Origin of the sequence: Bradyrhizobium iriomotense (genome assembly GCF_018130765.1) — a bacterium.
Lineage (GTDB): Bacteria > Pseudomonadota > Alphaproteobacteria > Rhizobiales > Xanthobacteraceae > Bradyrhizobium > Bradyrhizobium iriomotense_A.
In genome coordinates this window covers 178,821-192,445 of record NZ_JAFCJZ010000011.1, presented here as the reverse complement: position 1 = coordinate 192,445, position 13,625 = coordinate 178,821, and the positions used below count along the sequence as shown (strand labels likewise).

Sequence of the window (13,625 nt, the reverse complement as noted above, 5' to 3'; positions counted from 1 at the left end):
GCAGCCCAACTTGATGAGACGATTGGAGCGTTCCAGCGCCGGGAAATCAGGCGCTGGCATTCTCGACGGCGCGATCGGTCCGATCGGCGTAGATGTAGAGCGGACGCGCCGTGCCTTCCACGACTTCGCGGGAAATCACGACTTCTTCCACACCTTCCAGGCCCGGCAGGTCGAACATGGTCTCGAGCAGGATCGCCTCGAGGATCGAACGCAGCCCGCGCGCGCCGGTCTTGCGCTCGATCGCCTTGCGGGCAACCGCGCCAAGCGCCTCGTCGGCGAAGGTCAGCTCGATGTTCTCCATCTCAAACAGCCGCTGGTACTGTTTCACCAGTGCGTTCTTCGGCTCGGTCAGGATCTTCTTCAGCGAGGTCTCGTCGAGGTCCTCGAGCGTCGCCACGACCGGCAGACGGCCGACGAACTCGGGGATGAGACCGTACTTCAGGAGGTCCTCAGGCTCGACGTGACGGAAGATCTCGCCGGTCCGGCGATCCTCCGGCGCGAGTACCTGGGCGCCGAAGCCGATCGAGGTCGACCGGCCGCGCGCCGAGATGATCTTCTCGAGGCCGGCAAAGGCACCGCCGCAGATGAACAGGATGTTGGTGGTATCCACCTGCAGGAACTCCTGCTGCGGATGCTTGCGGCCGCCCTGCGGCGGGACCGAAGCCACCGTGCCTTCCATGATCTTGAGCAAAGCCTGCTGCACGCCCTCGCCCGACACATCGCGCGTGATCGAGGGATTGTCGGACTTGCGGCTGATCTTGTCGATTTCGTCGATGTAGACGATGCCGCGCTGGGCACGCTCGACATTGTAGTCGGCGGCCTGGAGCAGCTTCAGGATGATGTTCTCGACGTCCTCGCCGACATAGCCGGCTTCGGTCAGCGTCGTCGCATCCGCCATCGTGAACGGCACGTCCAGGATGCGGGCGAGCGTCTGCGCGAGCAGCGTCTTGCCCGAGCCGGTCGGACCGATCAGCAGGATGTTCGACTTCGCGAGCTCGACGTCGTTGTGCTTGGTCTGGTGGTTGAGGCGCTTGTAGTGGTTGTGCACCGCGACCGACAGGACCTTCTTCGCATGGCTCTGGCCGATCACGTAATCGTCCAGCACCTTGCAGATTTCCTTCGGCGTCGGAATCCCGTCGCGCGACTTCACCAGCGAGGATTTGTTCTCCTCGCGGATGATGTCCATGCAGAGCTCGACGCACTCGTCGCAGATGAAGACCGTGGGACCCGCGATCAGTTTGCGGACTTCGTGCTGGCTCTTGCCGCAGAACGAGCAATATAGCGTGTTCTTGGAGTCGCTCGTGCCGACCTTACTCATTCATGTCTCCGTCCGCGGTTCGATCCCGTTCCGCTCGATCGCTCCATTCCGACACGATGGCCGGGATGAAGTTCAAATAGAGCAAATTCCGTACCAAAAAAGACCTACGCGTTACTACATCCCGTGCGAATCACGGTCACTCGATTCTCCCGCGATCATAGCCGATCAATCGTAGCCAACCATGCTGTCACCCGACTATCAAGAATTCGCTAATCGGGGGTCGCCGGCTACCCGTGACAATACCGTGATTTCCGGTCTTGGCACGGGCGAAGTGACCGAAATCACCCCGGCGTTGCTGGATTACCACGAAATAACAAGCACGAAAGCGGAACTTTCTGCCTGCCGCAGGGCGCAAAACGACGTTTTGCAATGCGCCCACGCGCACCTAGCGTGAACGCCGCCCTGATGGGACCCCGGCGATCCCGGGGATCGCCGTTACGGTCCAGTAGTGCTACGGGGCCTTCGCCGGCGCCGGCTCCTCGGCGCGCTTGTCGATGACCTTGTCGACCAGGCCGAACTCCTTGGCGTCGTTGGCGGTCAGGAACTTGTCGCGTTCCAACGCATCCTCGATCGTCTTGTAGGTCTGGCCGGTGTGCTTCACGTAGATCTCGTTGAGCCGCTTCTTCAGGTTCAGGATTTCCTGGGCGTGCAGCATGATGTCGGTCGCCTGGCCCTGGAAGCCGCCTGAGGGCTGATGCACCATGATGCGCGCGTTCGGCAGCGAGAAGCGCATGTCCTTCTCGCCGGCGGCGAGCAGCAGCGAGCCCATCGAGGCGGCCTGGCCGGTGCAGAGGGTCGAGACCGGCGGGCGGATGAATTGCATGGTGTCGTAGATCGCAAGGCCCGACGTCACCACGCCGCCCGGCGAGTTGATGTACATCGAGATTTCCTTCTTCGGATTTTCCGCCTCGAGGAACAGGAGCTGCGCGACGATCAGAGTCGACATGCCGTCCTCGACCGGACCGGTCACGAAGATGATGCGCTCCTTCAACAGGCGCGAGAAAATGTCGTAGGCGCGCTCGCCACGGTTGGTCTGCTCGACCACCATGGGCACGAGGTTCATGTAGGTTTCAACCGGATCGCGCATGAGTCACCTAGGGTTTTGAGAGGCGGACATCGCCAGTCTTGGCTGCCAGATTGGGCTGGATGTGCCGGAAGGCCGATGGACGTCCCGTGATGCAGGAAGTTGGTAGAAGTAGAACGCATAGGTACAGGGTGTACCGACAGATATAGCCCAATTCGCGCCAGACAAGTGCGGAGCGAATTAAGGCTTAATCCACTGGGGACTTGAAGCTGATTCTCGCAAAAAGGCCCAGCCAGCCACATGGCTAGCCGGGCCTCATCCTTGATCATCCTTAATAGGAGGCTGCCTCAAATCCTTCAGGCAGCGGTCTTTTCCGCCTCGTCGTCCTTGTAGAGATCTTCGCGCGAGACCTTCTTCTCGGTCACGTTGGCGAGTTCGAGGATGAAGTCGACGACCTTGTCCTCATAGATCGGTGCACGAAGCTGGGCCAGCGCCTGGGCGTTGCTGCGGTAATAGTCCCAGACCTCCTTCTCGCGGCCGGGCATCTGCCGGGCACGCTCGATCACGGCGCGGCCGACCTCGTCGTCGGTCACGGTGATCTTGTTCTTCTCGCCGATCTCGGAGAGCACGAGGCCGAGCCGCACGCGGCGGTCGGCGATCTTGCGGTACTCTTCCTTCGCCTTGTCCTCGGTGGTGTCCTCGTCGGCAAAGGTCTTGCCGGCGGAGTCCATCTCGGCCTTGACCGAGTTCCACATCAGATTGAACTCCTCGTCGACCAGCGAGGGCGGCGCCTCGAAGCGATGCGCTTCGTCGAGACGGTCGAGCAGCGCGCGCTTGACGCGCTGGCGCGTCGCGGTCGCGAACTCGGCAACCAGACGCTCGCGCGCGGCTTCCTTCAGCTTGTCCAGCGATTCCAGGCCAAGCGTCTTGGCGAACTCGTCGTCGATTGCGACGTCCTGCGGCGCTTCGATCGTCGTCGCGGTGGTTTCGAACTCGGCGGGCTGGCCGGCGAGCTTTTCGCTCATGTAGTTCTTGGGGAACGTCACCTTCAGCGTGCGCGTCTCGTTCGCGCCGATGCCGATGAGCTGCTCCTCGAAGCCAGGGATGAACGTGTTGGAGCCGATCACGACCTGGATGCCCTCGCCGGCACCGCCCTCGAAGGCTTCGCCGTTGATCGAGCCCTTGAAGTTGATGGTGACGCGGTCGCCAGAGGCAGCCTTTTCGCCCTCACCCTTCGCGGCATAACCACGATTGCTGTCCGCGATGCGCTTGATCGCCTCATCAACGTCGGCGCCGGAGACCTCGGCAACGGGCTTCTCGACCTGGAAGGTCTTGAAATCGGCGAGCGCAATCGACGGCACCACCTCGATCGCGACCGTGTAGGTCAGATCGGTCTTGCCGCTCAGCAGTTCCTCGACCTCGGCCTGCTCGGTCGGCATCGTGATCTTCGGCTCGGTTGCGAGACGGAAGCCGCGCTCCGAGAAGAGCTGCGTGTTGGTGTCGCGGATGGTCTGGTCGATGGTCTCGGCCATCACCGAACGGCCATAGACCTTCTTCAGGTGCGTGACCGGCACCTTGCCGGGACGGAAGCCGTTGATGCGGACCTTGTCCTTGAGATCGACGAGCTTGGCGCCGGCCTTGGCGTCGAGATCAGACGCAGGAACGCTGATCTTGAACTCGTGCTTCAAACCTTCCGAGAGGGTCTCTGTGACCTGCATGGCGTCCAATCTTCTTTTCGTTCGGCCCCGGCGCGCATGCGTCGGGACGCTGTCATTAATCGATCCGGCGCGAGGCAAACGCCTCAACGCCGGTGGTTCATCGGACCGGCTTCAGGCGGACAACCATCCGCGAGGAGCAAGTCCTCGTAATCCGTGCAAACGCGATAAGCGCTTGGTGCGGGCGGAGGGACTCGAACCCCCACAACTTTCGTCACTGGAACCTAAATCCAGCGCGTCTACCAGTTCCGCCACGCCCGCGTGAATTTGCATCAAGACCGGCCGCGATGCCGCGGGCGGCCGGGCTTATAACATGTGCTTGACTGTTCGCAGCAAAAAAATGGCTTGCTGGCTGCAGGCTTCAAGTAGGCACGACGGCTGGACTTATCCAGCGCGGCGTGGTCCGGATCGCGCCATGAAACCGCGGATTTTTGACCCGACGAGGCGCGAGGTTTTGGCCGGCCTCGGAGCCTCGGCGGCCGGCCTGATTGTGGGCGGAGCAACCCCGCCTGTGACCGCCCAGATTGCCCTCCAGGCAAGGTCGGGGACCCTGCCTTTGAAACCGGGGCAGCCGGCTACACCGATCTGGGAGCTGGCTGCCGTAAGCCATCTCAGGGCCGTCCGTCTCAAGCGCTTTGACCGCTGCGAGGTGGTGTTCCGGAACGACCTGCCTGTACCGCTTGCACCAGTCTGGTACGGCCTCAATGCCCCGGCCGCCGCCGCCGATCCGCTCCGGGGACGGGCACCGGCTCCGCCTAGTGCGGTTGAAACATCAGTTATTTCAATACCTAATGCAGGAACCCTGCTGGCCGACTTCCGGCTGTTCGAGGACGGCCTGAAGCAGCCCGCGCGCCCGCTTCCGATCATCGCGGTTGAGACCAGCCCGGTCGCCGTCGATCGCGACGAGATCCTGCTGATCGAGGAATGGCGCCTGCGGCCCGATGGCACCGCGGTCCCACCGGGTCAGGATCCCAAGGACACGACACCGCTCTACACGGTCAACGGGCAGACTTCATTCGAACTCTCAGCCGCAGCTAATGAGCGGCTGCGGCTGCGCTTTATCAATGGCTCCCAACGTACTGTTCTGGCAATCAAATTGGAAAGCCATGAGGTTCGCGTGATGGCCCTGGACGGGCAGCCCGCCGAGCCGTTCCCGGCCCGCAACGGCGCCCTGGTGCTGGCCCCCGGCGGACGGGCCGACGCGTTTGTGGATACGGCCGCATCGGCCGCATTCCTGCTGCATGACGGCAAGGAGGCGCGCCAGGTGGGCAGCCTCAAGATATCAGGCCAATCGGAGCGGCGCGCGCCGCTATTGCCGCCGCAGCCACTGCCGTCGAACGACCTTCCCGAGAAGCTCGATCTGAAAGGCGCCCTGCGGTTCGATGTCGCGCTTGGCGCAGCTCAGTCCGGTTGGGCACGGCCCGCAAACTTCTCCACCGCCTCCGCCCCCGCCTTCCGCTCCAAGGCCGGCCGCACCATCGTGGTGGCCCTCAAGAATTCCGCTCCCATCACCACCGTCTTCCACCTGCACGGCCACCCCTTCCGCCTGCTCGACAAGCTCGACGACGGCTGGAAGCCCTACTGGCTCGACACGCTCGCGATCGAGCCCGGCCAGACCCAGCGCATCGCGTTCGCGGCGACCTCCCCCGGACGATGGCTGATCGAGTCGGTTGTAACGGACTGGGCCGCGCCGCGCCTGGTGCGCTGGTATGGGGTGGAGTGAGCGCCTACTGGCGGGTCCAGACGTAGCGAGCGTCGGGTTCCTTCTCCTCATTCCGCGCCCCATCGGTCTCCTCGACCAACGCGAACCCGCGCGCCTCATAGAAGCGCCGCGCGGGCGCATTGCGCTGGAAGGTCCAGAGCTCCAGCCGTCCGCTGGCGCCTTGGCGATGTCGAGGAGTTCGGTGCCGACGCCGCGGCCCTGCGCAACCGGAAGCACGTAGAGCTGTTCGACCCAGCCCTCGCGGAAGGCGATGACACCACGCAGGAGGTCATCAGCGAACCATCCCCACACGCGGCACGTCGGAAAGATACGTTCGCGATAGAACCAGCGATCCTCCTCCGGTGTGTGCAGCCCGACCAGCCACGGCATCGCCTGGTCAAACGCGATCCGATGGACGCCCGCCGCCGCGCCCATGTCGGCGAGCGCGAGTTGCCTCAGCACTAGTACTCCACTCCCAGCGCATCGTAGATGCGCCGATGCACGGCCGGCAGGGTCTCGGTGAGATCTTCCGCAATCAATCCCGGCCCCGCCTCGCTTGCCGCCTCGCCGTGCATCCAGACGCCGATGCTGGCGGCTTCGAACGCGGGCACGCCCTGCGCCAGCAGTCCGGCGATGATGCCGGAGAGCACGTCACCGGCGCCGGCGGTGGCCAGCCAGGGCGGCGCGTTGGCGGCGATGGTGGCGCGGCCGTCGGGCGCGGCGATGGTGGTATCGGGCCCCTTCAGCAGCACCACCGCGCCGGAGCGCTCGGCGGCGGCGCGCACGCGTTCGAGCTTGGAGCGGCCCGGATGCTTGTTGCTGAGGTCGGAGAACAGGCGCGGAAACTCGCCCTCGTGCGGGGTCAGCACCACTGCACTGTCCTGGGACGACTTGATCGATTCGAACAAGCGCTCGGGATTTGCGGCAAAGCTCGTCAGCGCATCCGCGTCCAGAACCAGATGCCGCTGCGCGGTGAGCGCGGTGTGGACCATGTCGCAGGTGCGCTCGCCGATCCCGGCGCCCGGACCGATGATGCAGGTGTTGTAGCGCTTGTCGCCGAGCATCTCGCCGAACTCGACCACAGTATCGACGGGGCGCACCATCACCGCCGTCAGCGCACTTGCATTGATCGCGAGCGCATCGCGCGGGCTCGCCAGCGTCACCAGGCCCGCGCCGGCGCGTAACGCGCCGCGCGCGGCAAGCCGCGCTGCGCCGGTCGCGGCTGCGTCGCCCGATACCGCGAGCACGTGGCCTCGCGCATATTTGTGGCCGTCGATGCGCGGCACCGGAAAGGCCCCGCCCCAGAAATCCGGATCGTTCTCGAAAATCTGCGGCCCGATCTCGTCCAGCACCTGTGCGTCGATACCGATGTCGGCAACCCGCACCCGGCCGCAATGCACCCGTCCCGGCAGCAGCAGGTGCGCCGGCTTCTTGCGGAAGAACGTGACCGTCTCGGTGGCGTTCACGGCCACGCCCAGCACGGCGGCGCTGGTGCCGTTGATCCCGCTCGGCAGATCGACCGCGAGCACCAGGGCGCCGTTGGCGTTGATGGCCTCGATCATCTCCCGCGCCTCGCCCTCGACGGAGCGGCTGAGGCCCGCGCCGAACAGCGCATCGATGATCAGCGCAGGTTTTCCGATCGCCTGCGGATTGAACGGGAGCACCGGATGCTTCCAGCCGCGCGCGGCGGAGGCCGCATCGCCCTGGAGCTGATCGCGCTCGCACATCAGGATCACCGAGACCTCGCGGCCTTGCGCGGCGAGCTCGGCGGCTGCGACAAAACCGTCACCGCCATTGTTGCCGGGGCCGGCCACGATCAGGATCGGCCCCTCCTCCACCAGCGCATTGGCGGCTTCAGCGACCGCCTGGCCGGCGCTCAGCATCAGCTTGAAGCCGGGCGTGCCGGCGGCGATCGCGAGCTGGTCGGCCCGCTGCATTTCGGCGTTGGTCAGAACTTCCATGCCACTTCCCTGGTACAAACGCCTCTTCAGCAGGCATCTTTTATGCCGATCCGGCGCCGGGAACACAGATCTGCACAGATACTGAACTATTTGCCTATTTCGTAGTCTTCGGTATTTTGGCCCGGTCGGCGCCACCTATCAGAGATGCTCGTTAAAAGGCTGATAACGCTCCAATAATCAGGGCATTTGCAACTTGGCATAGACCCTGCTTTCGAGGAAGCCGCTTCGGTTCGTCGTGCTCACTGACGCTTATCTGGGTGTGGCCGGCCGTTGTTGCCGGACTGGTCAGGGATCCCGGCATAGCGAAGACAAAATCGTGCGTGAAGAAAAGCGCATCCTGACGAAGACGTTGCTATTTGATCGAAAGGCCGGGAGGCGCGCAGTGAAGAAAATCGAAGCCATCATCAAGCCGTTCAAGCTCGACGAGGTGAAGGAAGCGCTTCAGGAAGTCGGCCTTCAGGGCATCACCGTCACCGAAGCCAAGGGCTTCGGCCGGCAGAAGGGGCACGCCGAGCTTTACCGCGGCGCAGAATACATCGTCGACTTCCTGCCCAAGGTGAAGATCGAGATCGTGATCGGCGACGACCTGGTCGAGCGCGCCATCGACGCGATCCGCCGCGCGGCGCAGACCGGACGCATCGGCGACGGCAAGATCTTCGTCTCCAACATCGAAGAGGCGATCCGCATCCGGACCGGCGAATCCGGGCTGGACGCTATCTGAGCCGGGTGCTATCCCGCATTTTGCGACACTCTGACAAGAAATAAGGCTGCTTCGGCGGCCTGATTTCGTTTGTGCGGTCGCGCAAAACTCGCCCAAGCGAGAATAATTTTGCTCATCTGGAAACCGACCCGCAGAGCCAAAAGGGGTATGCATGAAGACCGCCAAAGACGTCCTGAAATCGATCAAGGACAACGACGTCAAATACGTCGACCTGCGCTTCACCGATCCGCGCGGCAAGTGGCAGCACGTCACGTTCGACGTCAGCATGATCGATGAGGACATTTTCGCCGAAGGAACGATGTTCGACGGCTCCTCGATCGCCGGCTGGAAGGCGATCAACGAGTCCGACATGTGCCTGATGCCCGATCCGGTGACCGCGACGATCGATCCGTTCTTCGCCGAGACCACGATGGTCATCACCTGCGACGTGCTCGAGCCGACCACCGGCGAGCCCTACAACCGCGACCCCCGCGGCATCGCCAAGAAGGCCGAAGCCATGGTGAAGTCGATGGGCGTGGGCGACAGCGTGTTCGTCGGCCCCGAAGCCGAGTTCTTCGTGTTCGACGACGTGCGCTTCTCCTCCTCCCCCTACAACACCGGTTTCCGCCTCGACTCCTCGGAGCTGCCGACCAACACCGACACGGAATATGAGGGCGGCAACCTCGGCCACCGCATCCGCACCAAGGCCGGCTACTTCCCCGTCCCGCCGCAGGACTCGGTGCAGGACATGCGCTCGGAGATGCTCGGGGCCATGGCCAAGATGGGCGTCAAGGTCGAGAAGCATCACCACGAGGTCGCGTCCGCCCAGCACGAGCTCGGCATGAAGTTCGACACGCTGACGCTGATGGCCGACCACCTGCAGATCTACAAATACTGCATCCATCAGGTCGCGCACATCTACGGCAAGACCGCCACCTTCATGCCGAAGCCGGTCTACGGCGACAACGGCTCGGGCATGCACGTGCACCAGTCGATCTGGAAGGACGGCAAGCCGGTGTTCGCCGGCAACAAATATGCCGACCTGTCGGAGACCTGCCTCCACTACATCGGCGGCATCATCAAGCATGCCAAGGCGATCAACGCCTTCACCAACCCGTCGACCAACTCCTACAAGCGCCTGGTCCCGGGCTATGAGGCCCCGGTGCTGCTCGCCTACTCCGCGCGCAACCGCTCGGCCTCATGCCGCATCCCCTACACCGCTTCGCCGAAGGCCAAGCGTGTCGAGGTGCGCTTCCCCGATCCGCTTGCCAATCCCTATCTCGGCTTCGCCGCGATGCTGATGGCCGGCCTCGACGGCATCAAGAACAAGATCGATCCGGGTCCGGCGATGGACAAGGACCTCTACGACCTGCCGAAGGAAGAGCTGAAGCAGATCCCGACCGTCTGCGGCTCGCTCCGCGAGGCGCTGGAAAACCTCGACAAGGACCGCGGCTTCCTCAAGAACGGCGGCGTGTTCGACGACGACTTCATCGACGCCTATATCGAGCTGAAGATGACCGAGGTCGAGCGTTTCGAGATGACCCCGCACCCGGTCGAGTTCGACATGTACTATTCGGGCTAAGCGGCCTGAACTCTCTGCAACAAGCAAAAGGCGCTCCGAAAGGAGCGCCTTTTCGTTTGGGTCGATCGCAGGGTACGGCGGCCGAGGCGCAATCCGTCCTCCACTACAATCGGTTTGGCTTCGTTCTACCCGTCGCACAGATCACTTGCGGACATCCGACGGGGACGCGCCGTAGACGCGGCGAAAGGTGCGATTGAAGTACGAGATGTCGTTGAAGCCGGACCGGTGCGCGATTTCGCTGATCGACCGGCCTGCAAAGTTCACGTCGGTGAGCATCTTGTAGGCCGAGGCCAGCCGCTGATTGAGCACGAACTCGGTAAAGCTCGTACCCTCGAGCTCGAACAGCCTGCGGACATAGGATTTTGAAATACCCTGCTTGGAAGCCACAGAAGCCAGGCTCAGCCCGGGATTGCCGGACTGCGCGCGAATGAGCGCCTTGATGCTCCGCATTCTGGCGGCTGCAACACCGCGCGCGTTTGCCATCTCGGCGACATCCGGAGTCGCGCCCAGCAGCAGGGCGCCGAGATCGAGCATATGGTTCACGACGGTCCGCCGCATTGCGGCGTTCGCGAGCGTCTGACGCTCGTTGACGATGCCGAGATAATCCAGAAAGAGCGAAAGCGCCGGATTGTGCCTGTCCAGCCGCTTGCCGATGGCGTCGTCGAAGTTCGCGACCAGAGGCGCAATCAGTGCGCGGCTGATCCGCCAGCTGACCACACGCCGCGTCGTGTAATTGGTCGCGGTCCCCGGCAATCCATTCGTGGTCAGGATCGCATCGCCGGGACCGAGATGGGTCTCGTGACCATTCTGATTGTGGATCGCCACACCCTCGCGGTTGAGCACGATCACCGGATCGTCGTTGTCGATCATCGCTTCGGTGTGGCGACAGAAGATCGGAGAGACGGTCGCGGCCGCGACGGACATTCCAGGCAACGCACGCAGCTTCATGTCGATCTGAAGTGCCGTGTCTGGCAGCGGCTCGATCTCCAGCTTGAGAATTTCGCGCCCGTAGATCTGGTGAAAAGCCTCCGTTCGGTCGCGGTCGGCAAATGCGGAGCTGGACAGCTCCAATGCGATCAATTCGTCGCCATTATCCAACGCACCGCTCCATAAGAGTAGATTGCCCGGCGCTCCTTTGTCGCAGGAAATCCAGCGGTGTTCAAAGGGCCTTCATTGCGATGTCCCGTTCGGATCGCCCGGCGCTTCAGGCGCGGCCTGATGCGACGTCGGTTCAGGGCCGACGCGCCCATGGATGTGGCAAGGCGATCACAGTTGATAGTTATCGTCCTGCTTGTGGTGATCTGTCCAAGTCGGTGTAGCGCGTGCCCCAAGCCGAAGCAGCCCCGCTCCCAGTATACCTGCCTGACGGCACTTTCGAATGCGCGCACCGGTTGCAGGGGGCTCAATGGCAATCATGGGAAGACTTGTTTCGGCTTCTACCTTCGGTCCACCTGACGAAATCCAGCTGCCGGGCAAGCGCCTTGTATCTGGGCATGGCGCGTGTCGCAGCGAGCTTCCCATGAAGATTACCGCCTTGGCACTTGCGCTCGCCGTCACGTTCCCCTCGCTGTCCATGGCCGCGGACATGGCGGTGAAAGCGCGGCCGGCTGTCGTCGCTTCGCCTTCCGTTACATGGACCGGCTGGTATGCCGGTTTAAACGTCGGTGGCGCCTGGAACGACACGTCGGATACGGTGTTGCCGGTCGCAGGATACTTCAATCCCGCTCTGCTACCCGCTAACCCTGCAAGAACCGATTCTGCCGATTTCCGAGGTTCTGGTTTCACAGGCGGCGTACAACTCGGTTACAACTGGCAGGCCGACAGATGGCTGCTCGGTATCGAAACCGACATCAACTACAACGGCGTTCGCGACAGCAATTCAGTCAACCGCCCGCTCGCAGCGCCTTTGACTGGAAGTTTTATCCATGCGGAGACCGAGCGACTGAACTGGTTCGGCACTGTGCGCGGCCGGATTGGCGGGCTGGTGACGCCGAGCTTTCTTCTCTACGCAACAGGGGGCCTTGCGTACGGGCAGGTCAAGTCGACAAGCAACCTGCTGTTTACGGCGTCCGGCGACACCTATGTCGGATCGCTTGATCAGACTCGGGTGGGATGGACTGCAGGTGCGGGCGGCGAGTGGAAGTTCGCACCAAACTGGTCGCTCAAGGCCGAGTACCTCTATGTGGACCTCGGCAAGACGAGCTACACCGACACTTGCATCACGCCCGTGGGCATATGCAATTTCGTGACGCCGCCAATTGCGTACCAGACCGACCTGCACGTCCGTGAAAACGTCGCGCGCTTTGGCGTGAACTACCAGTTTGGCGGCCCGATCGTCGCGAAATACTAGCGGACGAGAGCATTCGGCCGATCACCGTTTCTCGCACTGTGGAGCAGCGCCGTGCAGAAACGGCGCTGCTATCCCCTCAGACTCGGGGTTTCGATGCACTCTACCACGTTGCAGTGAACGCCTTCTGCAGCTCGGCCGGCGCCGACACGCCGCTCGCGATCAGCAACTGGGTGAGCACCCGCGCCTTCTGCGGATTGAGATCCTCGGACACGACGAACCCGTTCTTGTCATCGTCGACCTCGACGTTCCGCGTGACGAAGCCGGAGCGAACGCGGGTCGAGCGGACGACGAGGATGCCCTTCTTTGCGGCAGCCTCGAGCGCGTCGAGTGCGGACTTCGACGTATTGCCGTCGCCGACGCCGGCCAGCACGATGCCCTTGGCTCCGTGCGAGATGGCATCCTCGATCGGAACGGCGTCCATATTGGCGTGCGAGTAGACGATCTCGACGCGCGGCAATTGCTCGCCTGCTGGCAGCTGATAGGTCGCGCGCTTGAAGCCGGCGGCCTGGGTCATGAAACGGATGCCGCCGGCGGTGTCGACATAACCGACCGGGCCGTCATTGGGGGAGCTGAAGGTCTCGATGCTCGTCGTGTTGGTCTTCGTCACCGAGCGCGCGCCCTGAATCTTGTCGTTCAGCACGGCCATGACACCACGCCCGCGAGAGCGTGGATCGGCCGCCACCTGCACCGCTTCGTAGAGATTGCCGGGGCCGTCCGCGCTGACCGCAGTGGCCGGCCGCATCGAGCCGACGATCACCACCGGCTTGTCGCCGCGCACCACGTTGTCGAGGAAGAACGCGGTCTCCTCCAGCGTATCCGTGCCATGGGTGATGATGACGCCGTCGGCTTCATTCTTGTCGAAGGCGTCCTGGATGCGGCGGGCCAGCGCGAACCAGACCTTGTCGTTCATGTCCTGGGAGCCGATCGACGAGATCTGCTCGGCGTTCAGCTTCGCCAGCTTGTCGAGGCCCGGCACCGACTGCATCAGCTGCTCGCCCGTGATCTGGCCGGACTTGTACGCACCGGTCGCGCGCGGATCGGCCTGGCCGGCGATGGTGCCTCCCGTCGCAAGCACGAGAATGCGCGGCAGGGTGCCAGACGAAGCCTCCTTGCCCGGCTCTGCAGCGTGCGCCGCTGCGCCGATGCCGCCGGACCAGAGCGCGAACGAGATCAGCGGAATGGTAAGCATGGATAGTTGGCGACAGCTGGCTGGGCTGGCGGTAGGCTTCGTCATCGAATTGTCCTCCCGTTTAAGTAGGGATCGACATTCGAT

At 63.2% G+C, this 13,625-nt stretch carries 10 protein-coding genes, 1 tRNA gene and 1 pseudogene; 4 read left to right on the top strand and 8 right to left on the bottom strand.

The features are described 5' to 3' along the window. Positions 1 to 46: 46 nt before the first annotated feature. The 4 genes from clpX to JQ635_RS20350 all read right to left on the bottom strand — a co-directional run bounded on the left by clpX (position 47) and on the right by JQ635_RS20350 (position 4,318). The gene (clpX, locus tag JQ635_RS20365) at positions 47 to 1,318 is read right to left on the bottom strand and encodes an ATP-dependent Clp protease ATP-binding subunit ClpX (RefSeq protein WP_211402163.1); all 1,272 of its coding nucleotides are present in this window, start codon (positions 1,316 to 1,318) and stop codon (positions 47 to 49) included. Between the two features lie 451 nt (positions 1,319 to 1,769). After that, complete coding sequence (locus JQ635_RS20360; protein ID WP_211411570.1) at positions 1,770 to 2,405, bottom strand: ATP-dependent Clp protease proteolytic subunit; 636 nt, start codon at positions 2,403 to 2,405, stop codon at positions 1,770 to 1,772. A 293-nt stretch (positions 2,406 to 2,698) separates the two neighbouring features. After that, entirely contained in the window at positions 2,699 to 4,060 is a 1,362-nt protein-coding gene (gene tig / locus JQ635_RS20355) for a trigger factor (RefSeq protein WP_211411569.1), read from the bottom strand. 173 nt (positions 4,061 to 4,233) lie between these two features. Then, a tRNA-Leu gene (locus tag JQ635_RS20350) sits at positions 4,234 to 4,318 on the bottom strand. Positions 4,319 to 4,472: 154 nt separating this feature from the next. Here JQ635_RS20350 and JQ635_RS20345 point away from each other — a divergent pair. Then, positions 4,473 to 5,780 carry a multicopper oxidase domain-containing protein gene (locus JQ635_RS20345; protein ID WP_211411568.1) on the top strand — a complete coding sequence of 436 codons (1,308 nt, stop codon included), beginning with the start codon at positions 4,473 to 4,475 and terminating at the stop codon, positions 5,778 to 5,780. A 4-nt stretch (positions 5,781 to 5,784) separates the two neighbouring features. Here the strand turns inward: JQ635_RS20345 and JQ635_RS39010 are convergent. Together JQ635_RS39010 and JQ635_RS20340 are read right to left on the bottom strand one after the other, a co-directional pair. Continuing rightward, positions 5,785 to 6,221 (bottom strand): annotated as a pseudogene (locus JQ635_RS39010) (GNAT family N-acetyltransferase). Continuing rightward, a complete protein-coding gene (locus JQ635_RS20340) occupies positions 6,221 to 7,720 on the bottom strand; it encodes an NAD(P)H-hydrate dehydratase (protein WP_211411567.1) in 1,500 nt (499 codons plus the stop codon). Before JQ635_RS20340 ends, JQ635_RS39010 begins: the two are co-directional and overlap by 1 nt. A gap of 382 nt (positions 7,721 to 8,102) precedes the next feature. On the opposite strand from JQ635_RS20340, the gene JQ635_RS20335 reads away from it, so the two are divergent. Together JQ635_RS20335 and glnA are read left to right on the top strand one after the other, a co-directional pair. Then, on the top strand, positions 8,103 to 8,441 hold the full coding sequence (locus tag JQ635_RS20335) for a P-II family nitrogen regulator (RefSeq protein ID WP_007603495.1): 339 nt from the start codon (positions 8,103 to 8,105) through the stop codon (positions 8,439 to 8,441). Positions 8,442 to 8,592: 151 nt separating this feature from the next. Beyond that, the gene (gene glnA, locus JQ635_RS20330; protein WP_014494828.1) at positions 8,593 to 10,002 is read left to right on the top strand and encodes a type I glutamate--ammonia ligase; all 1,410 of its coding nucleotides are present in this window, start codon (positions 8,593 to 8,595) and stop codon (positions 10,000 to 10,002) included. 141 nt (positions 10,003 to 10,143) lie between these two features. Here glnA and JQ635_RS20325 read toward each other — a convergent pair whose 3' ends face one another. After that, entirely contained in the window at positions 10,144 to 11,100 is a 957-nt protein-coding gene (locus JQ635_RS20325; RefSeq protein ID WP_211411566.1) for a helix-turn-helix transcriptional regulator, read from the bottom strand. A 421-nt stretch (positions 11,101 to 11,521) separates the two neighbouring features. Between JQ635_RS20325 and JQ635_RS20320 the strand changes: the two genes are divergently transcribed. Then, positions 11,522 to 12,352 carry an outer membrane protein gene (locus JQ635_RS20320; RefSeq protein ID WP_211411565.1) on the top strand — a complete coding sequence of 277 codons (831 nt, stop codon included), beginning with the start codon at positions 11,522 to 11,524 and terminating at the stop codon, positions 12,350 to 12,352. A 100-nt stretch (positions 12,353 to 12,452) separates the two neighbouring features. On the opposite strand, the gene JQ635_RS20315 is transcribed toward JQ635_RS20320, so the two are convergent. Next, positions 12,453 to 13,541: an asparaginase gene (locus JQ635_RS20315; protein ID WP_246583655.1), complete on the bottom strand. Its 1,089-nt coding sequence runs from the start codon at positions 13,539 to 13,541 to the stop codon at positions 12,453 to 12,455. Between the last annotated feature and the right edge of the window lie 84 nt (positions 13,542 to 13,625).